21 protein-coding genes are annotated in these 24,977 nt (G+C 43.2%); 10 read left to right on the forward strand and 11 right to left on the reverse strand.

Going from position 1 to position 24,977, the window contains the following annotated elements:
* Window positions 1–35 precede the first annotated feature (35 nt).
* Together MHN32_RS06185 and tal are read right to left on the reverse strand one after the other, a co-directional pair.
* Entirely contained in the window at window positions 36–227 is a 192-nt protein-coding gene (locus MHN32_RS06185) for a DUF3545 family protein (RefSeq protein WP_010606112.1), read from the reverse strand.
* A 406-nt stretch (window positions 228–633) separates the two neighbouring features.
* Window positions 634–1,584, reverse strand: a complete 951-nt coding sequence (gene tal, locus MHN32_RS06190) for a transaldolase (RefSeq protein ID WP_235366545.1) — start codon at window positions 1,582–1,584, stop codon at window positions 634–636.
* 272 nt (window positions 1,585–1,856) lie between these two features.
* On the opposite strand from tal, the gene yaaA reads away from it, so the two are divergent.
* Entirely contained in the window at window positions 1,857–2,633 is a 777-nt protein-coding gene (gene yaaA, locus MHN32_RS06195) for a peroxide stress protein YaaA (RefSeq protein WP_010606114.1), read from the forward strand.
* On the forward strand, window positions 2,630–2,908 hold the full coding sequence (locus MHN32_RS06200; RefSeq protein WP_158299126.1) for a hypothetical protein: 279 nt from the start codon (window positions 2,630–2,632) through the stop codon (window positions 2,906–2,908). Before yaaA ends, MHN32_RS06200 begins: the two co-directional genes overlap by 4 nt.
* A gap of 9 nt (window positions 2,909–2,917) precedes the next feature.
* On the opposite strand, the gene MHN32_RS06205 is transcribed toward MHN32_RS06200, so the two are convergent.
* From MHN32_RS06205 to MHN32_RS06225, 5 genes are all read right to left on the reverse strand, one after another.
* Window positions 2,918–3,703, reverse strand: coding sequence for a hypothetical protein (locus MHN32_RS06205; RefSeq protein WP_102057359.1), 786 nt, complete (start codon window positions 3,701–3,703; stop codon window positions 2,918–2,920).
* Window positions 3,704–3,762: 59 nt separating this feature from the next.
* Entirely contained in the window at window positions 3,763–5,742 is a 1,980-nt protein-coding gene (locus MHN32_RS06210; protein WP_239421214.1) for a flavohemoglobin expression-modulating QEGLA motif protein, read from the reverse strand.
* Window positions 5,726–6,772 (reverse strand): glutathione synthase, encoded by a 1,047-nt coding sequence (gshB, locus tag MHN32_RS06215; protein ID WP_010606117.1) that lies wholly within the window; start codon window positions 6,770–6,772, stop codon window positions 5,726–5,728. The genes MHN32_RS06210 and gshB overlap by 17 nt, the downstream gene beginning before the upstream one ends.
* A gap of 147 nt (window positions 6,773–6,919) precedes the next feature.
* Window positions 6,920–8,560: a methyl-accepting chemotaxis protein gene (locus MHN32_RS06220; protein WP_235366547.1), complete on the reverse strand. Its 1,641-nt coding sequence runs from the start codon at window positions 8,558–8,560 to the stop codon at window positions 6,920–6,922.
* 216 nt (window positions 8,561–8,776) lie between these two features.
* Entirely contained in the window at window positions 8,777–11,008 is a 2,232-nt protein-coding gene (locus tag MHN32_RS06225) for a S9 family peptidase (protein ID WP_102057356.1), read from the reverse strand.
* A gap of 112 nt (window positions 11,009–11,120) precedes the next feature.
* On the opposite strand from MHN32_RS06225, the gene MHN32_RS06230 reads away from it, so the two are divergent.
* From MHN32_RS06230 to MHN32_RS06240, 3 genes are all read left to right on the forward strand, one after another.
* The gene (locus MHN32_RS06230; protein ID WP_010606120.1) at window positions 11,121–11,513 is read left to right on the forward strand and encodes an HIT domain-containing protein; all 393 of its coding nucleotides are present in this window, start codon (window positions 11,121–11,123) and stop codon (window positions 11,511–11,513) included.
* Window positions 11,514–11,649: 136 nt separating this feature from the next.
* Window positions 11,650–11,931 carry a hypothetical protein gene (locus MHN32_RS06235; protein ID WP_010606121.1) on the forward strand — a complete coding sequence of 94 codons (282 nt, stop codon included), beginning with the start codon at window positions 11,650–11,652 and terminating at the stop codon, window positions 11,929–11,931.
* Between the two features lie 181 nt (window positions 11,932–12,112).
* The gene (locus MHN32_RS06240) at window positions 12,113–12,349 is read left to right on the forward strand and encodes a hypothetical protein (protein ID WP_235366548.1); all 237 of its coding nucleotides are present in this window, start codon (window positions 12,113–12,115) and stop codon (window positions 12,347–12,349) included.
* Window positions 12,350–12,412: 63 nt separating this feature from the next.
* Here MHN32_RS06240 and MHN32_RS06245 read toward each other — a convergent pair whose 3' ends face one another.
* Window positions 12,413–14,113 carry a Zn-dependent hydrolase gene (locus tag MHN32_RS06245; protein WP_102057353.1) on the reverse strand — a complete coding sequence of 567 codons (1,701 nt, stop codon included), beginning with the start codon at window positions 14,111–14,113 and terminating at the stop codon, window positions 12,413–12,415.
* Between the two features lie 403 nt (window positions 14,114–14,516).
* Between MHN32_RS06245 and MHN32_RS06250 the strand changes: the two genes are divergently transcribed.
* On the forward strand, window positions 14,517–15,356 hold the full coding sequence (locus tag MHN32_RS06250) for an HDOD domain-containing protein (RefSeq protein ID WP_010606124.1): 840 nt from the start codon (window positions 14,517–14,519) through the stop codon (window positions 15,354–15,356).
* 76 nt (window positions 15,357–15,432) lie between these two features.
* Here the strand turns inward: MHN32_RS06250 and MHN32_RS06255 are convergent, their stop codons facing one another.
* The 3 genes from MHN32_RS06255 to MHN32_RS06265 all read right to left on the reverse strand — a co-directional run bounded on the left by MHN32_RS06255 (window position 15,433) and on the right by MHN32_RS06265 (window position 19,506).
* Window positions 15,433–16,305, reverse strand: coding sequence for an EamA family transporter (locus MHN32_RS06255; RefSeq protein ID WP_235366550.1), 873 nt, complete (start codon window positions 16,303–16,305; stop codon window positions 15,433–15,435).
* A gap of 368 nt (window positions 16,306–16,673) precedes the next feature.
* On the reverse strand, window positions 16,674–17,588 hold the full coding sequence (gene rdgC / locus MHN32_RS06260; RefSeq protein WP_174169859.1) for a recombination-associated protein RdgC: 915 nt from the start codon (window positions 17,586–17,588) through the stop codon (window positions 16,674–16,676).
* 157 nt (window positions 17,589–17,745) lie between these two features.
* Window positions 17,746–19,506, reverse strand: coding sequence for a HAMP domain-containing sensor histidine kinase (locus MHN32_RS06265; protein WP_010606127.1), 1,761 nt, complete (start codon window positions 19,504–19,506; stop codon window positions 17,746–17,748).
* A gap of 198 nt (window positions 19,507–19,704) precedes the next feature.
* On the opposite strand from MHN32_RS06265, the gene MHN32_RS06270 reads away from it, so the two are divergent.
* The 4 genes from MHN32_RS06270 to thrC all read left to right on the forward strand — a co-directional run bounded on the left by MHN32_RS06270 (window position 19,705) and on the right by thrC (window position 24,952).
* Complete coding sequence (locus MHN32_RS06270) at window positions 19,705–20,070, forward strand: response regulator (protein ID WP_102057351.1); 366 nt, start codon at window positions 19,705–19,707, stop codon at window positions 20,068–20,070.
* Between the two features lie 240 nt (window positions 20,071–20,310).
* Window positions 20,311–22,725, forward strand: coding sequence for a bifunctional aspartate kinase/homoserine dehydrogenase I (gene thrA / locus MHN32_RS06275; protein WP_239421222.1), 2,415 nt, complete (start codon window positions 20,311–20,313; stop codon window positions 22,723–22,725).
* A 5-nt stretch (window positions 22,726–22,730) separates the two neighbouring features.
* Complete coding sequence (thrB, locus tag MHN32_RS06280) at window positions 22,731–23,669, forward strand: homoserine kinase (protein WP_010606129.1); 939 nt, start codon at window positions 22,731–22,733, stop codon at window positions 23,667–23,669.
* Window positions 23,669–24,952, forward strand: a complete 1,284-nt coding sequence (gene thrC / locus MHN32_RS06285) for a threonine synthase (protein WP_237115792.1) — start codon at window positions 23,669–23,671, stop codon at window positions 24,950–24,952. The genes thrB and thrC overlap by 1 nt, the downstream gene beginning before the upstream one ends.
* Window positions 24,953–24,977: the final 25 nt, after the last annotated feature.

A 24,977-nucleotide genomic window follows, 5' to 3' on the forward strand; every position in this document is an offset into this window, starting at 1 on the left:
AAAAACAAAAAAGAGCGCCGTGAAGGGCGCTCTTTTTAGTTAAAATCAAATTCGTCTAAATCAACATTGTCTGCGAAAATATCCAATTCCTGTAGTTCTTTGCGTAGTCGCTGTTTATCTTTTAGCGCTTCAATTTCACGCCATTTTCTTTTTTTGCCCTTAGATGAAGTTTTTTTCCTAGTATCCGGACTTTCTAATAATTCTAATAACTCGTCTAGGGTATCCATGAAAATCTCCTATTGATAAAAACAACCTAAAGTGGCATTTGCTTTGGCTGTTGTTAGCACTACAATTGCAATGACACCGTTGATCTCTTCATACTATTTGGCAAACCTCAATATGAGGAACCGATAAAAGTCTGATAGCTAAAGTACGCTACAAACAACCCCGCGTTGCTTGCTTTTTGTACCAAAACCAGAAAGTAGCGGCATCAATTTTCACTTCAAGTGATATTGATATACCACAGACGGGATAAAAATAAAACACAATTGTGTCTTTTGGGTTAAAAGCAAGTGACAGTTTGATGAAGGTCAATTTGGGTGATATCTAGGAAGTGTTCAGAAGGGTTTGTATTGAGAGCGATAACAAAAACGCCGCAATATGCGGCGTTTCGAAATCGAATGTTTAAGGCACTTACAGTGCTTTAAAGCGTGCGACTAATATTTCTTGTGCATCGGCAAATGAGCGAATACCTTCAGCAAGCTTTTCTGTGGCCATTGCGTCTTGGTTATGTAACCAACGGAACTCACTTTCGCTAAGCGCTGCAGGTTTTGCTTTAGGCGTAAAGTCAGCCTCAAGTAGGTAATCTTCGTTTGCAGGCATTGCAGCAAGCTCTTCTAATAGAGAAGGGCTAATCGTGAGCTTATCGCAACCCGTTAGGGCTAGAATTTCACCTGTATTTCTGAAGCTGGCGCCCATTACAACGGTTTTATAACCGTGCTGTTTATAGAATTCAAAAATACTACGAACAGATTGCACACCCGGATCTTGTAGTGGGTTAGTTGGTTTTTCTAGGCCGTTGGCAACGTGCCAATCTAGAATACGCCCAACAAATGGTGAGATTAAAAATACGTTTGCGTCGGCACATGCACGTGCTTGCGCTTCGCTAAATAGCAGCGTTAGGTTACACTTAACACCTTCTTTTTCCAGTGCTTCAGCGGCTTTAATACCTTCCCAAGTCGATGCAATCTTAATCAAGATTTTGTCTTTGCTTACACCTTGCGCTTCATATAAATTTAATAGCGTTTTTGCTTTTGCGATAGTCGCTTCGGTATCAAAAGATAAACGTGCGTCTACTTCGGTTGAGATATATCCCGGCACAGAGTTCGCGATTTCTTTACCAATCACAACGGCAAAATAGTCACAAGCAAGCGCTAACTGCTTGTCAGCGTCACTTTCATTGGCTTTGGCATAATCCCAAGCTTCTGTTAGATAAGGCTGATAAGCAGGCGTCTCCGCCGCTTTAAGTAAAAGAGAAGGGTTAGTTGTTGCATCCTCAGGCTGTAGCTTGCGGATGGCTTCAATGTCACCGGTGTCAGCGACGATTGATGAATGTTGTTTTAGCCTATCTAATGCTGAAGTCATGTGTTCCTCATTCCAATATTGATAACAGCGAAGTGATATTAGACGCCTTATGTTGCAACACCGTGAAATAGCTGAATAGGTCATATGTCCGTATCGGGCGACATATCACACTCGCTATTTGAGGTTGTTGTTATATAAGGTCGAGTTGTAAAGCGAAGCTGTACTTTAACAGCGAATTGCTTAAACCCAAGTGAAAGCGGACAAACACTTGAAGTTACTTGGGGATAGTGTTGAAATTGACATTAATTACTAGCTAAGTCAATAGGCAAACCATGATCACAGTTATCTCTCCAGCGAAAAACCTAGACTATGAAACACCCGCACCAACCAAGATGCACACACAGCCAGAGCTGCTGGAGCATAGCGAGTCACTTATTCAAGTTTGTCGCGATTTATCACCACAGCAGATCGGTAGCTTAATGAAGATAAGCGACAAGCTCGCTGGCTTAAATGCGGCAAGGTTTGCCGAGTGGTCAGAGCCTTTTACACAAGACAATGCTAAACAAGCTATTTTTGCTTTTAATGGCGATGTGTATGTCGGTTTAGAAGCGCAAAGCCTAACTGAGGCTAATTTAAATTATGCGCAAAATCATTTACGTATCTTATCTGGGCTGTATGGCATCCTAAAACCACTTGACTTAATGCAGGCCTATCGTTTAGAAATGGGTACAAAGTTAAGTAACCCGCGTGGCAAAAACCTGTATGAGTTTTGGGGCACGATTATCGCTGAAAAACTGAATAAGGTCATGGAAGGGGCACAAACACAATACTTGGTGAACTTAGCTTCAAATGAGTACTTTAAAGCGGTAGATAAGAAGGCGCTGAAAGGTGACATTATCACTCCTATCTTTAAAGATTGTAAAAATGGTCAATACAAAGTCATCAGTTTTTACGCGAAGAAAGCGCGCGGTATGATGGCAAGGTATATCATTGAGAACCAAGTATCGGATTTGGAAAGCCTGAAAGCGTTTGATATTGCAGGATACCGCTTTAGTGAAGAAGCAACGCAAAAGGCTCAAGAACCGGTGTTTTTGAGAGCAGAACAATGACAACAAAATTATGTGTAGCAGCAGTGTTCGCCGCTGCGTTTGTGAGTGGCTGTAGTGGACATTTTACAACTAGAGTCAGCAATGTGCCGGTCGATTGCGAAGGTGATTCACGTTCGTGTTCTATGAGCTGTCGCAAAGATTACTCGGATCCGATGCAAGTACAAAATTGTGAGGACAGGTGTTTCCAACAGCAAAATCAATGTCGAGTGGATAGACCAACAGAAGACAAATGGGAAATTACAGACGAAAAACCGACTTATCCCACTTCCTTTTAATATGCCGCGCTACGCGCCTTTGGGTAAGCTCATATAGGCGCGTACGACCCTATCCCTAAATGCTAAATCCGTTGCCTTTTCGGCAGCTCTGTATAGTTGGCAAAACCCCTCGGGCTTTCCTGTTTGCAATAAGATGTCATCTAAAGCATCGATGCCAGTTAGGGTCTGTTGCCAGCGAGATACGATAACAGAGTCAGGCTCTGGCAGCTGACAGAGGATTTGCTCAGATAGCCTAAACTCACTGTTGGTAGCGACCTTGATCATATCGTCATTGGCCGCAGCTAACCAAGTAGCGCCTTTTGCGTTGACACAAATTAACGGTAAATAAGGCGCGATGGCTGGAAAGGCGGTGTTTTTAAACACCTCCACTTGCCAGTAAGCGCGAGCAATCTTAACAAACTGCTCGAAATTAGTGATGGCTGAAAAGCCTGATTGTGCGATGGGTTTGATTTCAACTCTGGGTTTGTTTGCATTCACGGTATCGTTTGCGGTATCTATATACCAATCTCCCACCAACATCGCATTTTGAAAGTACTCATCGCGTAGCGAACCCCATACTTTTTTCAGCTCGGCATTCTCTTTAAGCATGTAATTTCTGAGCACAGATAAACGTTCTGAATTTTGCTTGAGCTCCGTGGTGACGAGTTTAAACATTTCATCGCGAATTTCTAGGCAGCGACCAAGCGGGTAGGGTTTATCTGAAAAATAACTGTACTTTGGTGCGAGCGTGAGATCGGCATTGAGACGAAGGTTTGCCAGCTCAAAAGCGAGTAAATCTATTTCCTGTTGTGTCAAAACAAAGCCACTGGGTAGATACTAGATGGCACTAGTATAACCACAGTGGCGAATTTGGCCTATTTAATTGAAGAAATTAAATAACTTAGGATTGCATCTGGCTCGGGATCTCGGCTCGTATCCGGCAGATATTTAGGCCTTGTGAATATGCCTTGTTCTACTAACGCGTCCAGTGCATCTAAGTGCGCAATGCCCGTTTTACCGAGATATAAATTATCTAAGCTGCGGGTATTGGCAAGCTGCACTATGTCTTTAAAGCCTTTTAAGTAGAGATGATCTTTAGTAAAGCCACCACCACGGAAAATTCGAGTGGTCAGCGCAAAGGCTTCATTGACGTTTAATACACCCGAGTCAGCTAAAAACTCATACACTTGATAGAATTTATCGCCTTTAAGTAGCATGTTAACCGCAATCACCCTAAGCGCTAATACTTTCAATCGTGTCAGATTTATTTGCCCAGATTGATACTCGCGGTAGATGGCAAGGCCCTCTTGAGTATAGGTATTGCCAGGTAAACCTAAGTGCAGCACTTTAAGTTGCTGGGCGTCAGCATTTAAAGTCGTGAGTAAGTGCACGCCAATTTCATGCTCTATCAAGGCATTGATATCAAGCTCAGATAGCATCGCACTGCTATTTACAAGCAGAAGACGCTTACTATTGTCGACCATTGCTTTGGCAACGAGCTTGCTTGATATAGCGACCTTACAAGGTAAGCCCATAGCCTCAATCGCTTGATTAAAACGTACCAAGGCTTGCTCGGCTGTAATGTCTTTTTTTGGCAAGGTCTCTGTTTCGCGCGCGTGCAGCAAGAAGGTCGCATTATTTATATCGTTGTAATCCGGCTCACCATAATAGCGTAGCGAGTTATACAAAAAGGCTTCGCGACCAATTTGGGTGATCAGTTCGATTTTAGTCGCGTAGCTGTCGATCACTTTACGATATAAATCTTTTACGATCGGATCTTGGATTTTTCCAACGGGCAAGCGATAGAGTTGCTCTTTAAACTCATACGGGTCAATTTTCAGCGGGCGATATTTAAACGCAGGCTGATAATGACGTTTCGAGAAAAAGCGACGTTTCTCTTGTGCGATATTGCTTGGGTTAACATAATGCAGCGTTTCAAGGTTTCTGGCTATGCGGTACAGCGCAGAGTCCACGTTAATCAGCGCAGGGTCAAGCTGCGACGTTGATTTTGCTTTGCGAAGTGGCTTATAGCAGTGATTTTTAGCAAATGTTTTTGCCGTTTTACTCAAAGCAACATGCATGTTGCGCTGTAGTTTTTCAAACACCACAGGGAATAATTCGCCGCTGTTTTCGTCCATAAAGACTTTTTTTACTTCAAGCGGTACCACTAAGGTGTTATCAAAGTGGCTGGTAATATATTGCGCTTGATAACCATGGCCCTGAAAGACGGTATTTTCAGCACAATCCACCAGCTGGCCTGCCAGTTTTTTCAGTCCTAGCTGTTTTTTCAGCTCATCTAATACGGCGCGAAAACGCAAGGTATCAAGTTGTGCAGTGCCAATATTAAAGGTTGGTGCATAAGGGTAGCTACGAATTTGATAATTATAGCTGTGCACATCAAATAGCAAGCAGGCACCAAACTTGCGCTCAAGCGTGGTTAACAGCGCACTGAGCACACGGTAATAGGCTGCATGCTTAGACAAGCTAACATCTATGTCTGCATTTGGTAGCGCTTGGCTCCACACTTGTTTACCCCATGCTTCTTTGTATATCGCAAGCTCTGGCGCACGGTTAAGATCGTATTCGTAACGTGAGTCACGCGCGATAAGCGTGATGGGTAATGATTCAATCATGCCGTCGGTAAACGGATCTTCCTCTTGTAAACGCTCAGCATCGCTAATGGCGAACAAGCCTTTTAGGCTAGCACGGGTGCGGTGGCCTGCGTGTACAGCAGTGGCGACATAAGGCACGTATTCCCTCACTTCGAGGTGAAAAGCACCTTCAGCAAATTGTCCACTGATGGGTTTGCCGGCTTCAAGCGCGGCAATGATGGTTTGTTCAGATAGCATGAGCATCTTCTATTACTTGGCGGAATTGGTTTTTGCGATGCGTTACTAGCTCTTTGGCGTGCACCACACTCTCTACAAAATCGATAACTTGCACTTGCAGCTTACAGCGGTTTAAACGGTTAATACGGGTTATCCCGCCAGGCGAGAGCACGTTAACTTCAATAAGCTTGCCGCCTATCACGTCAATGCCAACAAAATACAAACCATCACGCACAAGCTTAGGGCCGATGTGCTTACATAGCGCTTTTTCTTGGTTGGTGAGTTTGTGTTTCACTACTTTGCCACCGGCATGTACGTTGGCACGCACTTCATTTGCTGCAGGCACACGTTTCATGGCGCCAATCGGTTCGCCGTTAAGCATTAGAATACGAACATCACCCTCGTCGGCACCTTCAACATAGTCTTGTAAAATGACGTAGTTGCTGCCTTTACCAGCCTCGTCGCCACCAATATAAAACTCAAGGAGTGAGCTAAAGCTTTGTTTCGCGCGTTTTTCAACGACGATAACACCGCGACCGCCAAAGCCATCAAGCGGCTTTAAGATCATTTTCTCTTGCTCTGATTCAGAGAATATACGCTCTAAATACTCTTTGTTTTTAGATACATGCGTATTTGGAATAAATTCTCTCGCGATGCCTTGGAAAGATGCCGTGTATAGCTTGTTATTTGCGATACGCAGGCCATCGATGTCGTTGATGATGAAAGTATCATCACGAACAGAGTCTAAAAAGTTCATCGCTAAGGTATCAAGCGGTGGGTTGGCGCGCATAAATATTGCGTCAAAACCTGCCAAAGGAAGCTGTACTTTTTTAAACTCAGCTTTGTTGTAAAAGCTCACTAAGTTGTCAGATACTTTTTGGCCCGCAACAAATACATCACAGAAGGCACTGGCGACACTTTCGCGAATAGTGAGGTTGTTTACGGTGGTGATGGCAACGACGTGACCGCGCGATACGGCTTCGTGGATAAGTCTTAGCGTGCTGTCGTTTTCAGCTTCTACACGCTCCCAAGGGTACATAATAAAACAGATTTTCACGGGCTATTTTTGCTCAGCAAATAAATTGGCAATATAGCGGTAAAATAGCTTAGACGCTCACGGATTATTTTTATCGACAAGATAAGGAATATCAATCATCTATTGGGCAAGAAGCAGAGCACTGACAGGTGCTCTGCAGGGTGGATATCATACTCTAAAGCGGTTAACTATGTCACTTAATTCGTGACTTGCTCGTGTTAGTTGCTCACTGGTGTTGTTGAGCGAATGCGTGGTATCCAAAGAGTGATGGGTGGAGTCAGAAAGCTGAGCTATTCGCTCATTAACTTCTTGTGCTGCAAGACTTTGCTCGTCGGTGGCTTTGGCGATGTGGGTACTCATATCCGAGATAGCGTCAATAAGGCGCTCAATTTCGGTTAATGCGTTATCGGCAAGCTGTACCTGTTCAACCGTTTGCTCCGAGATTTGTTGGCTAACTTTAACTGCTGCTACGGCCTGCTGCGCTTCTTTTTGCAGTCGCTCGATCATGTTGTGGATTTCATCTGTGCTTTGACCCGTACGACTTGCAAGGGTGCGAACTTCATCTGCAACTACGGCAAAGCCTCGTCCTTGTTCACCTGCTCGAGCGGCTTCTATTGCCGCGTTTAGTGCAAGTAAATTGGTTTGCTCCGCAATACCTCGAATAACATCGAGCACCGATCCTATATGCTGACTCTCTTGTGCAAGGCTTGTCGTTGTCACGCTCACAGATTGAATTTGCTCCGACAGCTTTTTAATGGCGGCAATGGTTTGAGAAATCGTTTGTTTGCCTTTTTCACTGTAATTGCGTGCGTCTGCGGCGGAATGTTCTGCAGTATCTGCATTGCTACTGATCTCACGAACTTGCATGGTCATTTGTTCGGCAGCCGTGGCGACTTGGCGGCTATTGTCATTTTGCGACTCAATAAATGCCAAGTTTTCTTCGCCAGCCGCTTTTACCTGATTAGCCAGTGTTTCAACTTCTTTAGCGTTATGGGCCACTGTCGCGATGGAATGACGCATCTTCTCAGTATACAAGTTAAAGTATTTGGCAAGCGCGGTTATCTCATCTTTACCGCTTTCGTCGAGTTGTCGAGTCAAATCGCCTTCGCCTTGAGCGATATCTTTCATCATGTCTTTGGCTTGTTGAATGGGGGTGATGATGCTCTTACCTATGATTGCACTAAATGGGAATAGCAGAATAATAAGCACCACCATCTCAATTAATAGCAAATTTCGAATATAGGCAAACTCAGCTTCGATAGTGTCGAGGTATACACCGGAGCCGATGATCCAACCCCAAGGTGTAAACGCTTTGACGTAAGATATTTTTTCGACAGGGGCTTCTTTACCGGGTTTTGGCCAAAGGTAGGGAACAAATCCCGCACCACTTTTTTCTGCCACTTGTACCATTTCAACGAATAAGCGCTTGCCTGTGGGATCTTTTGATTGGCTGAGATCTTTGCCGTTGAGCTCGCTTTTAAATGGGTGCATCACCATTTTGGGATGGTAGTCGTTGATCCAGAAGTAATTGTTACCTTCGTATCGTAAAGCGGCAACGGCATCAAGAGCTGCGGATTTCGCTTGCGCCTCTGGGAGTTTCCCAGATACATATTGTTGGTGAAAGTAAGCCACTAAACTATAGGCATTTTCAACAAGGTTTTGAGTTTTATGATATTGCTGCTTTTCGAGTGCATCATACTGTTGCGATAAGCTTACTGCGCTTTGAAGGATAACGCCGATAATAACGACAATGATCAGTAACGCGAGGCGCTGGAAAATGGTGAGATTTCGAAAAAACTGTTTGGACATAACGCAATCCTTATGTCGTTTTTATTATTGAGAGAAGCAGGCGCGAACGCCTCATCAATTCATACTAGTTAATCTTAGTAGTAATAACTTGAGATAGAACAATAATTTCAGTTTTTCTTAGTCTAGAAGAATAAACAATTAGACCAATGGATTAGAACTAAATGGAGAGAAAAGAAGAAGCGCCTAGCTCATAGGAAGCTAGGCGCTATTAAGTGTTTACTTAGCTTCAACCTCAAAATGACGATTAAAGAAGTCAGTAATGGTTTGATGCAAGTGGGTTTGTACTTTTTTGCCACGTAAACTGTGCTTCGATCCAGGGTAAGTCATCATTTCAAATGGCTTAACCTCGTCCTGCAACTGCTTAAATAGTTTCGTTGCATGGGTAAATAGCACGTTATCGTCCGCCATACCGTGATAGATCATCAGCGGGCCTTTTAGTCCATCAGCATAAGGGAACACCGCGCTTTGCTCATAGCCCTTAGCATTTGTATCTGGGTGACCCAAGTAACGCTCAGTGTAATGGGTGTCATATAGAGCCCAATCTGTTACTGGCGCACCAGAGACACCAGCTTTAAAGTAGTCGCCTGCTTTAAACATTGTCATCAGCGCCATATAACCACCATAGCTGTGACCATAAATACCGATACGCTCAGGGTCGACGTACTCTAGTGTACGTAAGAACTCAACGCCTTTAATTTGGTCAGCCACTTCCACTACACCTAAGTGCTTGTAGATTGGATCTTCAAACTTTTTACCACGGTTGTAAGAACCTCGGTTATCTAATTGGAAAATCACATAACCCTGCTGGGCAAGATATTGGAAGTACAAGTTTTTACTACGCCAGCTGTTGGTCACGCGTTGTGCATGAGGTCCGCCATACACGTTCACAATAACAGGATATTTCTTACCGTTTTCAAGCTTTGCTGGCTTAAATAAGCGGTAATACATAGTTTGACCATCTTCCGCTTTAAGTGTGCCATATTCTGGCGTAGCTAGATTGCTCAAATAAGGCGTTAACGGATGTTCGTTATTCAGCGCATTTTCTTCAAGCCAAGTCACAAAGTCACCATTCACTTTGCGTAGCGCAACCGCTGGTGGACGGTTTACAGAAGAGCTTTTATCGATAAAGGTACGGTTATCTTTTGCCAGTACGACACTATGATAGCTGCCTTTTTCGGTAATACGTTTTGCATCGCCATCTTTAAAAAGTGGTACGCTGTATAGGTGGCTTTCAAGCGGCGTGTCTTTGCGGCCGGAGAAGTATACGATGCCTTTTTTCTCATCAATTCCCTGAAGGCTCTCAACAATCCAATCGCCTTTAGTGATTTGGCGCACCAGTTGGCCATTGGTTCTGTACAGGTAAAGGTGTTTAAAGCCATCGCGCTCAGATGCCCAAACGAAATGCTTTTTGTCCTTTAAGAATTCAAGGTCAAAGTGTAGGTTAATCCAAGTATCACTGGTTTCGGTTAGGGCGACTTGCTGCTTTTTGCTTTTAGTATCGTAAAAGCGCAGTTCCAGTTTTTGCTGTGAGCGATTTTGCCACTGATATGACAATGTTTTATTGTCTTTTAACCAATTTGCACGGGCAATATAGATATCTTTATCTTCGCCTAAATCAATCCAATCCACCTTTTGGTCATTGATCTTTACAACACCTAATTCAATCTCAACGTTAGCAGTCCCGGTGTATGGATAACGTTGATTGAATAGCTTGACCTCTTCGGCATAGATTTCGTTACGAATGGCTTCCTGAACTGGGCTTTCATCAATGCGAGTAAAAGCAATTTGTTGCTCATCACCCGACCACCAATAGCCTGTCATACGGCTCATTTCTTCTTGAGCAACGAACTCAGCCATGCCGTTTTTAATTACGCCACCGCCGTCTTTAGTTAATTGCGTTTCTTTACCCGATTTAAGATTAATGGCATAGAGGTTTTGCTCACGAATAAAAGAAACAAAATTGCCTTTTGGCGAGAAGCGAGCGTCGGTTTCGAATGCTTCAGTTTCCGTTAGTTTCTTACTCTTACCAGAAGCGATTTCATAGTAGTACAAGTCGCCATTGAGTGGGAAAAGTAGCGCTTTGCCATCTTTTGACCATTTGTATTCTAAAATACCACGGCCAAAAATACGTTGACGCTCACGACGTGCTTTTTCTTCATCTGAGAGGTTCTCTGGGCCAGAAAATAGTGCCGCAGAATCTACCAACAAGCGGTTTGTATTGTCTTTGAGATTGTATTCCCAAAGGTCGTAACGGTTATAGTCTTCTTTTTTACCTTGAAGATAAGTAACACGAGAACCGTCAGGAGAAAATTGCAGTTTTACAGGTGCTTTACCTGAAAGAGACGGATCGTCAAAAAGTCGCTCTAGCGTTAGTTGCTCTGCGCTAGCGGTGACAGAGGCAAGTGCTAATGGAAGAGCGATGGTGTAGTGTTTAATGCGAGAGTGCACGGTAGCCACCTTGTTATATTTTTAAAGTCTGATTGGATGGTAATGAAGCCGCTTTGCAATAGCAACAAATTCGGATAGAGTGCCGTGTAAATAGGATTTATAGAATTTCACTATGTCATTTGAATTAGCTAAAGAATTACAACGAGACTGTATCTTAATTACCGAGTGGCCGCTGTGTAGCGTGTTGTTAATGAATGATGTTCAGTACCCTTGGTTTATCTTAGTCCCTAGGGTTGTGGGCGCGAAAGAAATTATTGATTTACCTGAGTCGCAGCAAGTTCAATTTTGGCAAGAATCAGCCAAGCTTAGTCAGCTGTTACAAGACACCTTTACCCCAGATAAATTAAACGTGGCTGCGCTTGGTAATATGGTGCCACAACTACATGTGCACCACATCGCACGATTTAAAACCGATATTGCATGGCCAAAACCGGTTTGGGGGCTCTATCCAGCAAAACCCTACAGTGATGAGGAAATTGAGCAGCTAAAGGCGAGTTTTGCTTAAAGCCTCAAAAAGGCAATGAGACTGTAAACACATCAAGCGCTTTACAAACTGTTAAGTTCTACGTGTTTTGTGTTTATATCTGGAACTGTTATAACTGAAATTGACTTTTGCCGTTTTAAATCAATGAGTACGCGATATGAATAAAAGTTTAGTTGTTATTTTGGCAGTATCATTATTATCCGCCTGTAAGGCGACTGTGCCAGAGCCTTATCAAAAAGATCGTGAACCAGAGTCCAGAACTGAATATAGTGGTGTGGAAGGGTTGGCGCAGCAACAGCAAGATCAAAACTATTTAATGCGCAAAGAGCTACAAGACAAATGCGATGATGCGAAAGTAAATTTAGCGATTGCTAAATCTGACAAAGCCACAAAAGCCATCAAAAAACACCAAAGAGAAATCAAAGATTATTGTATCTAGGGTTAATTACCGAGCAACTGTTATCTTGCTTAAAGGTAACATCAACAGGAATATTCGTTTGTTAGTATCTGAATTAGCTTATTTTTTATAGTTTGATGGCTCTTTTATGAGAGGCAAAGTAAAAGTAAGATGTTGATACTGTTGTTTCGTAATTAGATGGTGTTTTCAAGTTTAAATTATAATGAGTTTTGTTTGGCGAGAATTTTTTGATAAGATGAAGTTACCTTTTTTGGGTAATTTAAAGGATGAAATTATGAAACTTGTTTTGCTTGTATTACCTTTGACTCTAATCGGCTGTACCTCTTCTAACAATGCTCAATTAGTAGAAAAACATGCTGAGATGGCTGTTGTAGAGTGTGGCAAGGGTAATGTTAAATCGGTATCAACGACAAGCTTTACCTGTAAAGAAAAAGCTTAAGCGTGAATATTGGATTAAAAGGCGTTTCATATGAAGCGCCTTTTGTTTTTGATGATACTGAAGTTACAGTCCTAGCACCTGCTTACCTTGCTTAAAGGTAACATCAACAGGAATGTTCGCTTTGGAAAGCTTATCTAGATCTTTTTGTAGTTCCGCTTTGATATCGCCGTGTGTGGCGATCAGTTGATCGACTTTTTGATAGTCACCGTCACCTTGTAGCGTTAGGATAAGGTTAGACAGTTTCTCCATCGCTGCGCCCATCTTTTCCATATTCACTTGATATAGACCATCCGTGTTCTTAGAAAATGCGCCTTCTTCTTTAAAGAAGTTAAAGCGGATCATGTTCGCTTTACCATGTGCACTGGATGCACCAAAACGTACTGAGCGGAAGATACCAGCCATAAAGGTGATGTAGTAATCCTCAAGCGTACCTTCGGTGATCTCGCCTTTTTTAAGTAGTTGCTCAACCATATATAGGCCTAGGATATCTGCTTTGCCTTCTTCAAGCGCACTGGCGTGTTCTTGCAGTGATTGGCGCACGGTGCCTTTACCTGTAATGGTATTTTTAATGCCTAGACCATGGGCCACCTCATGGAACATGGTATTAGCAAAGAAAGCATCAAAGGTGATGTGCTTACGTTGCTCAGGGACGATAAGTTGGTCAGCAATTGGTACTAAGATCTTATCGAATTTTGCGCGCATAGCGTTTTTAAGCTGTAGGCGACGCGTACCTTTTTGGAGTTGCACTTCTTCGTCATTTGGCAAGTTAATCGCAATGGTTTTACTACCCGCGTTTGAATGGCCTGCATAATAAATGACGTCATATGCGTTTAGGTCGGCATCAGAGCCTGGTACTTCTTGCTTGTATTTATCATCAACAGGCAAGCCGGTTTGTAGCTCAGGTAAGAAGGCGGCAAATTTAGCGAGACGCTCACTCCACGCTAAGTCTTTAACCAGAACGTAAGACTCAAAAGCGGCGCGATAGCCAAATAGCTGGTCTTCATAGGTTTCAATTGGGCCGATCACCACATCAATCGGGTTATTCTTCATGTCCATCCAAGCAAAATCAGACGCTTGGTAGCTATTATTGACTAACGCATCTGCACGCAAGTTTAAGTAGTTTGCAAACTCTTTGTCTTGTGCCAGTTTACTTGCTTGGCGTAAAAGCTCTGCGGCTTTATCCAATTCAGCTTTATACGCGGATGAGTAAGAAGTGCTGTATAGCTTGCCGTTTTCATCGCGGCGGATAACAGAATACAATCCTGTTTTATCTTTTACTTCGGCGTTATTTAGCTCGTCTTTGGTAATGTCGCTTGGGTAAAATTCTGCACCCAGTGCTTTTTCTTCAAAGCCAGAAAGAAAAACTTGGTCGCCATTTAAACGATCCCAAGGCCCATAGTTAATGTCCGCGAATTGGCGTACTTTTTCGTCTGAGATTTTGCTTAGGAATGTTGCTTTGTCTTCGCCGAACGCTTGCTGCCAAAATAAATCATCCATAATAACCGAAGCGTCGATGAGTAAAGCTAGCATCTTTTTCTGGTTATCGTTTAAGTGACTCAAGTCTGTTTCGAGTGTTACTGGAGTATAAATATCTAGCCGGTCTTGAGATGCATTAACTAGCTTATAGCCTGATTGTTTAGTATCAACTTGTCCTTGCTCAGTTTGTGCACTAGGTTTCTCAGAAGAGGTTGATGGCTCAGAGCAGCCAGTTAGGGTGAGACCTGTTGCAAGTGCGATTGCAACCGAAATCATTGAGTGTTTCATAATGCTCCCTTGTTGTCTGTATTCTATTTATTTATGTGGCGATCACCTTACACGATTTTGTATCACAATACTTAGTTAACTTTGGTTGGCGTGTGATACGCAAGCCGCTGTTAACGTGAAAGGTCATCATTTGTGTCCAGCTATGGGTCATTTTCAGTATTTTTGCGGCAAAGTTTGCCACAAAGCACCATATGCTATGAATTCTAACTTGCTAATTATTGAGGGTATATAAATAAAATATTATTTTTTTAGATTTTCTTAACTTTATCCGAAAGTTAGACAATACTTACGTCATAGATACTAAAAATCAGCAGTGTGACCTCCAGCAAGCAAGTGCTTACTTTTGCCATAAGCTTACGCTTGTAGTCGGGTCTTTTATTCAGTTATTAAGGGATTTGGTTTCATGTCTACAGAAAATGCTTTGCTCACGATTCTAACTGACAGAATTAATAACGATACCTTGGTATTGCCGACATTACCTGAAATTGCAGTGCGGGTTAGGCAAGCGGCAGATGACCCTGAAATTAACTTGATGCAGATGGCAGATGTTATTTCTCACGACCCAGCCCTTGCAGCACGTATGATCAAAGTTGCCAACAGCGCATTTATGGGCCGTTCGGTGAAGGTAAACACCTTAAACCAAGCAGTAACTCGTATCGGTCTCAGACAAATCAAGAATATAGCGACTGCAATGGCGATGGAGCAGCTATTTGTTTCTAATAACAAGCTTATTAAAACTTACATGGACAAAGCTTGGCAGAAAACGCTAAAAGTTGCTTGCCAAGCGATAACAACGATGGATTTTTATCTTCGCGTCAATAAGCACACGTCGCTTAACAAAGATACAATCACGCTGGCTTCTTTGGTGTTTAATATCGGTGTTTTACCGATTTTGACGGAGGCCGAACGTCACCCTGAAGTGTTTGCCAATCCAAGCTTTTTGGCTCATGCAATCCAGAAATTAGGCGGCAAAATTGGGGGGGCAATAATGCGAGAGTGGGAATTCACCGATGAGTTTGTTGAAGTTGCAGAAAGCTGGGCAAATCCTAATTATCGACCTGAACATGTTTGTTATGTCGACTTTATTCGTGTTGGTGCGATTGTAGAAGGTATTTTGCAGGTGTCGGATAAGTCTGCAGCGCTAAAGCAATATGAAGAAAAGGGGGTAATAAGAGAGGTGAATATGTTTGCTGATGACACTTATTTGCATGTACTCGAAGACGTTAAAACAATGTTTGCCTAATCCTTGTAACTTAATGCGCAGTTTCAGCGCCTTCGTTTGCCGTGAATATAAAGACCTCCGTTGAGGTCTTTACCGTTTAGGGGATAGCCTCGGCCTGGGGCTTTCTAAATATTTTACTTATCCGAGCACCTGTAACTGAAATCGTTAAGCCACATAAAATAAAACCACCCCCGATGGCTTCAATTAGCATCAATCGCTCATTAAGTAATAAGGCTGAACCTACAATGCCGACAATAGGGATTAATAAAGCAAAAGGCGTCACTGCTGCGGCCTTGTGATTTTTAAGTAGCCACCCCCATATTGCGAATGCAATCAGTGTCGAGATATAACCCACATAGGCAATGGATAACCAAGACTGTGTTGTAGTGTTTAGTAGTAAGGTCAATGGGGCGTCAGTTTCAATAAAATAAGACAGTGTAAAAAGTGGCAACGGCGGCACTAGGCTTACCCAAACAATAAAATGGAGTAAATTCACGTCTTGCAGGCGCTTCATAATGAGGTTTGAAAACGACCAAAATAATGCCGCGAATAGAATGAGTACCGCGCCCAACATTGTCGTTGACCCAGAGGAGTTGATAAAAAACAAACTAAAGCCAAACGTTGCAATGCTAATCCCTACCACTTGAAAGCGATCCATGGTTTCCTTTAACAACAAAACACTTAGCAAAATCGTGAAAATGACTTGGGCTTGTAGCAGCAAAGAAGCAATGCCGGCTGATGCATTTGATTCCATCGCAATAAACAGCAAGCTAAACTTAAGCACACCTAAAAATAGCCCAACCCCGAGTACGTTCCATACCGACGTGTTAGGAAAAGGAATGAAGAATACTGCTGGGATCGCGACTACCAAAAAACGCAAGCCTGAGAATAAAATAGGAGGTAACTCTGCTAGGCCAAATTTAATGACCGAAAAGTTAAGCCCCCAAATTATCACTACTATTAAAGCCAATGAAATGCTTTTTACATTCACGCGAGTCAAACTCCGTTTAATTGTACGAGTTACCGTTTTCGGGTATCGGACTACTGGCGTAAATTGTCTTCGATGCCTGAAATTCAGGTTAGCAAAGCGTTACTGCCAAAGCCGAATTGCTATCATGCCATTGAAGAGTAAATAAAGCGCGACAAATACGTTGGTTAGTGCAAATAAACTCGCGAGTCAGTAACTATACGCTCGTACTTGAGTGCGTGCAATCTGCTTGCTATTGGCGCAAAGTGACCTTGTGAAGATAGCGTATTGAGCTGGATAAAGAAAAATTGATAGCCATATCCGCTATCAATTTTTCGTACCCAAAGCTCAACAGACTATAGATGGTAAAATTAAGACTCTAGGCCTTCGTCGTCACCAAGACCTTTGGTTAGATCTTCTAACAACTCTTTGATTTCTTCCGATACCAAAATAAAGTCAGCATCAAGTTTAACGGCTAGATCTTCTTTTGGGATATCTGCATTTTGGTCTTTAAGTGCTTCTGCATAGCTTAAACGTTTTAATGTGCCATCGTTTTGTAAAACGAATTTCACGCGCTCACGCCAATCTAACGCGAGTTTAGTCACACGTTTACCGTTTTCTAGGTGCGTTTTGATTTCGTCTGATGAAAGGTCATGTTGTTTTAACTTGACTTGAGCGCCGTTGTCGTCTGGCTCTTGCAACTCTGCGTCGGTGCCTATTGCAAAGCCTTCAGGTGCACTAAACTCGGTGAGCCAGTGTGTTAGCTGTAAGTCTAAATCATAGTTTGCAAACGCAGGTACAACAGGAAGCGTGCCCAGAGACTTACGCAGTAATGCAAGTAGTTCTTCCGCTTTATTGAAGCTGGCACTATTTACAATCACCCAACCTGATTTTTGGTCGATAAAAGCAAATTGCAGGCTCGATTTTTTGAACGCTTGAGGCAATAAAGTGGCTAGGATATTTTCTTTAATATCGTCTTTTTCTTTTTTCTTTACCGGACGATTTTCTTGTTGCTCTATTAGTTCAATTTTTTCGGCGACCATTTCATTGACTACGGCTGCAGGAAGCACCTTTTCTTCACGCTTAGCACAAACTAAGATACTGTCTTGAGAAAAATGTGAAAGCATTTGGCCATGTTTGCCAAAAGCTTTTGTCCAGCCAAAAGTGGTCATGTCTTGGCTACCACAAGGACGAAAAATATCCTGCTCGAGTGCTTTTTCGAAATCTTCTTGTGCGTAAGTTACATCTTGTTTGAATTTGTAGCAGATTAAGTTACTGAACCACATAGAAATATGCCCGTCTGGAATAAAATTGCGGTCATCATAGCAAAAAGGTCACAGCTTGTATTCCACTAGATGATGTTTGGTGGTGGGGGAGATATCTTGCGCCAATACGCCACTTTGCAGTATGGCGTATTGGACGGTTGTTGTGCTCTAAACTTGGTTAGCTAAACATCGCCATTGGTTTTTGTAAGTCTTTTGGGAAACTGATGTAGTAGGTGAGGCCTTTGCCTTCTTCACTATTTACTTCGATATCCCCATTCAAGGTTTGTTTTACGAGGTTTAAGGTAATATGGGTACCGAGCCCACTGCCACCTTGATCGCGTTTGGTCGTAAAGAAGGGGTCAAACAACCGGTCTAGTTGGGCTTTACTTACGCCCTTGCCGTTGTCTTTGTAGACGATATTTACCATACCATTGTCTTCTTTAATCTTAATATCTATTTGTCCTTGGTCTTGATTTTCAAAACCGTGGATCAAAGAGTTCATGATCAGATTAGTGAATATTTGGCTAATTGCCCCAGCTGGTAAATTTAGCGTCATGTCTTCAGGGCACTCAATATTCACTTGATGATGAGTTTTCTTCAATTTTGGATGTAATGAGCGGATCACTTCACCAAGGTATTGCTTCAGGTTAATGGTACGAACCGCCTCACTGGCCTGATCGACTGCAATTTGTTTAAAGCTTGCGACAAGCTCAGATGCGCGGTCTAAATTGGTTGTAAGTAGGCTAGCACTTTGCTTTGCTTCGCTAATGAATTCTTCTAACGCTTTTGGTGATAAGGTTTTTCCGTTGTAAGCCGCCTCAAGCTGATCTAAACGCTCCTGTAAGAACGACGTCGCAGTCACGCCAATACCAACGGGGGTATTAATATCGTGCGTAATACCGGCAACGAGACCACCAAGTGCCGCCATTTTTTCAGAGCCGACTAAGCGCTCTTGTGCCATGTTCAGCTCATCTACGTATTTCTCAAGTTCTTTTTGTTTCGTTAATAGTTCTTCTTCTGTTTGTTTTCTTAAATCAATCTCTTCTGTGAGCGTTAACTTCTGCTTTTCTAATTCATATTTTTGTTGCTGAAGATCCATCATCGCTTGGCTCAGGTTTGAGGTCTTACGTGCGACTTCTTGTTCCAGCTGAATGTTATGTTGATCAAGTTTTTCATTGCTGATCAAAAGCTCTTTTTGAGTTTGATCGAGCTTTTTACGATATTCAGAGACCTTATCAATTAGCTTATTGAATGCCTCTTCCATGATCTTTAGTTCATTACGCTCTTTTGCGCCGATATCTATTTTATGGCCATCAACGTTGTCGACCTCAAAGTCTTCAATTTGTTCGGTGAGATCGCTTAATGGTTCGGTAAGTAGCTTTCTGAAGGCAATTAAAAATAGAATAATCAAGAATGTTGTCTTGATCATCGCATTACCTATCAAAAAGTAGATAGAGATCATGATGCGACTAAAGACCACCTCTCGGCTAGAAAATAATGTTACGTCGCCGACTTGCGTTGCGCGTCCCGAGAATTCAAAAATCAATGGAAACGTATAACCAAACAAACCGGATGGCGTATCTTCGATTATTGCTTCTTCTTGAACAAGCTGTTGGCTATACAGCTCGTGAATATCTAGTGAGCGGCCAAGCTGTGAAATAATTTCGCCGCTGTCATCTCGTACAATAATTCCTTCGATCATGGGGATCGCAAGTAGCCCCTCAGCCGTAGTAACGGTCTGCTTCGTATTGAGTTCCCATATGGCACGGGTCAAACTGCGGCTAAAGGTTTTTTGCAGCATAGTAAGTTCATTGCGAATATAGTCTTTAGTATTGACGTATTCGGCAACGATTTGACCACATGTGACGACAAAGGTTAGAAGGAAGTAAACCGACAGCACATTGGTGAGCAATTTTTTTGAGAGGCTTTTTTGCAGCATGAATTAAGCTGAGCTCCTACGGTAAGTTCATCGCCTTTGTATAATCTGTTTTTAAAGTTAGCCAATAAATGGTTAAAAATAAATAATTATCTTCATTAATTATGCTTTTTAGCGCCTTACCTAGGAAAGTTTAATGTGTTATAAGATAGCGATATCCAGTGACCGTTTTATTAACGATAGTACAAGACTGACCACTTTATGAGTTATTCCGTCTTAGTTTGCGATGATTCGGCTGTCGCCCGTAAACAAGTCATTAAAAACTTACAAAGCAAATTAGACCTGACCTTGCACCAAGCACAGAATGGCCAGCAGGCGATTGATTTACTGAAAACCCAGCAAATAGATTTATTGTGCCTGGATTTAACCATGCCAATACTTGATGGGATTGCTGTGTTAGAGGCAATAAAAGCACACCGAATTGAATGTTTCGTGGTGGTTATTTCGGCAGATGTTCAGACCAAGATGAAAGAAAGAGTAGCAAATTTGGGGGCGTTAGGGTTTTTAGAAAAACCGGTTAAAGCAGAGCAGTTATTAGGATTACTGCACCAGTTTGGTATCCGATAACTTATCTATGCAAATTACAAATGTAACTATTAAAAATTTGCATAATCTATTTTGCTCTTTCGTATTGACAGCGCGGCTAAACTTCAGGCACTCTAAAATTATGAAAACGAATATTATCACTACGACCATTATTACAACCACCATCCTAACGGGATAGTGGCATAGGTCAGTGCGAGTTTGAAAAAGGCCTGTGTTCACTAAGAACACAGGCCTTTTTTGTTTTTGGAATGAGGAAAAATGATGCGAGTACTAAAGTTTGGAGGGTCTTCCCTCAAAGATTTTGCCTGTTTACAAAGAGTCAGCGAGCTAGTTAAAGGCCATGGCCAACAACAAGCGCTTATCGTGCTGTCGGCTCCCGGTGGCATGACAGATCAGCTCGTTGAGCTTGCTGATCTGGCTGGACGAGGAGAAGCGTTTGACTCCCTGTGGCAGTCATTTACTTCCCGCAGCCAAGGCTTATACGATGAAGTACAAGCGGTGTACGGTGGTGTTGTAGGCTGGCCTGACTTTGAATTACTTAAGGATAAATTAGATGGGGCCAAGTTACTGGGACATTGCCCAGATCAAGCAAGAGCCTATGTTATTAGTTTTGGCGAACGCATTAGCGTTGCGCTGATGGACACTATGCTGCAATCAGACTCCGTGGCGCTTAGTGCTGACGCTTGTGTAAAAACGCAGGGCGGGTATCTCGATGCTGAAGTTGACCTTAAGCTAAGTAAAGTATGTTTTGCAGAGTTAGTGCGTGCCCAAGCGTCGCGTTTTTATATCATGGCAGGATTTACGGGAAGCAATGAAGCGGGCGAGCTGACAACGCTTGGTCGCAATGGGTCTGACTACTCTGCAGCTGTCGCAGCTGCGTGTCTTGAAGCTGAAATCTGCCAAATCTGGACTGACGTTGATGGCGTTTACAGTGCAGATCCTCGTCTGATAAAGAAAGCGACGAAGGTCGACGTGCTATCTTATAAAGAAGCCATGGAGCTATCTTATTTTGGCGCCAAAGTGCTGCACCCAAAAACCATTTTACCTTGCGCCAAAGCAGATGTGCCTTGTGAAATTAAAAATACGCATGACCCAGAAGTGCCGGGTTCTCTGATTTGTGCTCAAGGCGGTGGCGAGGCTCCAGTAAAAGCGCTTTCGAGTCTTGATAAACTGGCTATGTTGACCGTGGCAGGACCTGGAATGAAAGGCAAGGTTGGCATGGCTGCTCGGGTCTTTTCTGCACTGGCAGCAGATAACGTATCCATCGTACTTATTACGCAATCTTCTTGTGAATTCAGCATCAGTTTCTGTGTCCATGAGCAAGACTTAACACTTGCGCTGGTTGCGCTTGAACAGGCATTTGAGCTTGAAACGCAAGCAGGATTAATCGACCCAATTGAAGTGCAACGTAACCTTGCTATCGTTACTTTGGTTGGCGACAACATGAAAGCGCACAAAGGTCTTGCGGCCAAATTCTTTGCGTCACTTGCACAGGCTCAGGTGAATATTGTTGCCATCGCGCAGGACTCAACGGAGAGTTCTATTTCGGCGGTGGTTGACGGTGAACTTTGCCAAGATGCAGTAAAAGTGTGCCACGAAAACTTCTTCACGCACGTGCCATCCATCGATGTATTCTTGATTGGCTGCGGTCTAGTGGGTCAAGAATTAATGAAGCAGTTTCATAAGCAGCAAGCATGGCTTGAAAAACGCAATATCCGTTTGAACCTCTATGGCATTGCAAACTCAAGTAAGTGTTACTTAGACCCTGAAGGCGTTCCGTTTGATAACTGGGAATTGGCGCTTGAGAAAGCGGAGTCGGGCTTTGATTTACAACAGGTTAGCCAGTTTGTTAGACAAAATCATTTAATTAACCCTGTGATTGTCGATTGTAGTGCGGCTCAGTTTGTTGCCGATGGCTATTTAGACTTTCTTAACGCGGGCTTTCATGTCGTTGCGGCTAATAAAAAAGCCAATACTGGCAGCTATGAGTATTATCAGTCACTGCAGCAGGCTGCACTAGCTAAACGCCGTCACTTTCTATACGAAACCAACGTTGGCGCCGGACTCCCTGTATTAGACAACCTTAAATTGCTGTTTGGCGCAGGAGATGAATTGCTTTCATTCAGTGGTATTTTGTCTGGCTCGCTATCGTATATTTTTGGCGTATTGTCGGATGGTTTATCGCTATCGGAAGCGACAGAGAAAGCCAAACAAAGCGGTTTTACAGAGCCAGATCCGCGCGATGACTTATCTGGTACGGATGTCGCACGTAAGCTGCTTATCATTGCCCGTGAATCGGGACTGCCGTTGGAACTCAGTGATATTGAAGTTGAATCAGTATTACCTGAAGGGTTTGCTGAGGGCGCCAGTGTTGATGAATTTATGGCGCAATTACCGCAATTAGATGATGCTTTCGCAGCGCGTATTGCGGCGGCCAAAGCACAAGGCCAAGTGCTACGCTATGTCGGTTCAATTGTTGACGGTAAATGCCGCGTTGGCATTGAAGCGGTAGATAAAGAGCACGCTTTGTACGATATTCGTGACGGTGAAAACGCACTGGCTATTTTGAGCCAATATTATCAACCAAAGCCTTTTGTGATCAGAGGTTATGGCGCGGGCGCAGAGGTAACCTCTGCAGGCGTATTTGCTGATATCCTAAAAACGCTGTCGAGGTAGGAGCTATGAAAACATTTTATGCACCAGCGTCAATGGGGAATTTTTGTGTTGGCTTTGATGCCCTTGGCGCCGCACTCCAGCCTATTGATGGCAGTTTACTGGGTGATCAGGTCAGCGTTGAAGCCGCAGAGCGTGATACGTTCAACTGTATTGGCCCATATGCTGAAAAGCTCTCCGCTGATCCTAAAGACAATTTAGCGTTTCAGTGTTTACAGCACTTCAAACAGCATGTGGCACCCAACATGCCGGCGGTTGCCATGACCTTGTATAAAGGCCTTCCTGTTGGTTCAGGTCTAGGCTCTAGCGCTTGCTCTGTGGTTGCCGCTTTTGCTGCACTCAATGATTTTGCCAATACGCAATTAAGCCAAGAGGCGCTTATTGAATTAATGGCCGACTTTGAAGCTAAGGTCAGTGGTGGTCGTCACTACGACAACATCACGCCCTGCTACCTTGGTGGGCTACAACTGACAGCAGACTGCATTCCAAGTAAAGCAATCAGCGTTGCGCATGATGAAAGCTGGTTTTATGTTATTGCATATCCTGGCTTTGCCTTGAATACAGCGAAAGCAAGGCAAGCACTACCACAGCAGTTTTCTTTGCATGATACGGTGGAGTTTGCCCAGCGACTGTCGGGCTTTTGTTTATTGATGCAGTCAGGTCAATTTGACAAAGCACTGTCGATGATGAAAGACAGCATTGCCGAAGAAGCGAGAGCGCCACTCATTGCTGGCTTTAACGAAGCAAAAGACGCGCTACCAGCCCTAGGTGCCGAGCTGGTAAGTATTTCAGGGGCAGGGCCCACGCTATTTGCTATTTGTAAGTCTGAGCAACAGGCAAATGCAGTGCAGCAATGGTTGCAACAAAATTACATTAATGAAGCGGGTTTTAGCCATATTTGCCGATTAGATGCGCTTGGCACAAGAGAATTAAAGGATCAAAAGTAATGAAATTAGTGAATTTAAAAGACGAACAGCAGGTTGTTTCATTTGTTGAAGCGGTAAAAATTGGTTTAGGTCGTAACCAAGGAGTTTTTTTTCCTCCTACATTTGAGCGTATTGCAGATGTTGATGCACTACTTGAATTACCTTTTGCAGAGCGCAGTGCCAAGGTATTACATCACCTTATTGGTGATGAACTACCACAAGATACCCTCGATGCGATGGTAAAGCGCGCCTTTAATTTCCCTGCTAAATTAGTCGAAGTTGCTAAAAATCAGCATTGTTTAGAGCTTTTTCATGGGCCAACATTGGCGTTTAAAGACTTTGGCGGCCGCTTTATGGCGGAATGCATTAGTATGTTTAATCAAGGTGAGCGCGTGACTATCCTCACCGCAACAAGTGGTGACACGGGCGCCGCCGTTGCCCATGCATTTTACGAAAAAGAAAATGTCGATGTGGTGATCCTTTATCCTCATGGCAAAATTTCGCTTGCCCAACAAAAGCTGTTTACAACACTTGGGAAAAACATTCATTGTTATGCTGTAGATGGTAGCTTTGATGACTGCCAAGCGATGGTAAAGTCTGCATTCCTTGATGACGAAGTAAAGCAAAAGCTTGGTCTTAATTCGGCAAACTCCATCAACATCAGTCGTTTAGTGGCGCAAGTGTGTTATTACTTTGAAGCGCTAGCGCAATTACCTAAATCGCAGCGTGATAAAGTACATGTTTCAGTGCCAAGTGGTAACTTCGGCAACGTCTGTGCAGCAATGATTGCGGCGGCGATTGGATTACCTATTGCTAAGTTAAGTGCCACGACAAACCAAAATGATACTGTGCCCCGTTACATTGCCTCGGGTGAGTGGCAACCAAACGACACTTTAGAGTCACTCTCTAATGCGATGGACGTGAGTAAACCTAATAACTGGCCTCGTGTTGAAATCATGCTAGAAAGAGGAGATTTTAACAAACATGACTTTTATTCACGTTCGGTGACGGAAGCGCGAACTCAGACAGTAATGCAAGAATTACATGATAAAGGTTACTTGGCTGAGCCGCACACTGCGATAGCCTACGAGGGATTAGCACTGGACTCTCAAGCGGATGAAACCGGAATTTTCCTTGCCACTGCGCATCCTGCGAAGTTTAAGGAATCTGTAGAAGGTGTTTTAAATCAGCAGCTTGATATGCCGAAACCGTTGGCCGATGCATTGCAAAAACCATGTTTGGCAGAGCCGCTTAATGCAGATTATGATGCTTTGAAGGCAGCAATGTTAGCAAAACTCAACTAAATCAGAGAGCCTATCTGAGTGGGTA

The sequence above is a fragment of the Pseudoalteromonas sp. Of11M-6 genome (assembly GCF_022347905.1).
Classification (GTDB): domain Bacteria; phylum Pseudomonadota; class Gammaproteobacteria; order Enterobacterales; family Alteromonadaceae; genus Pseudoalteromonas.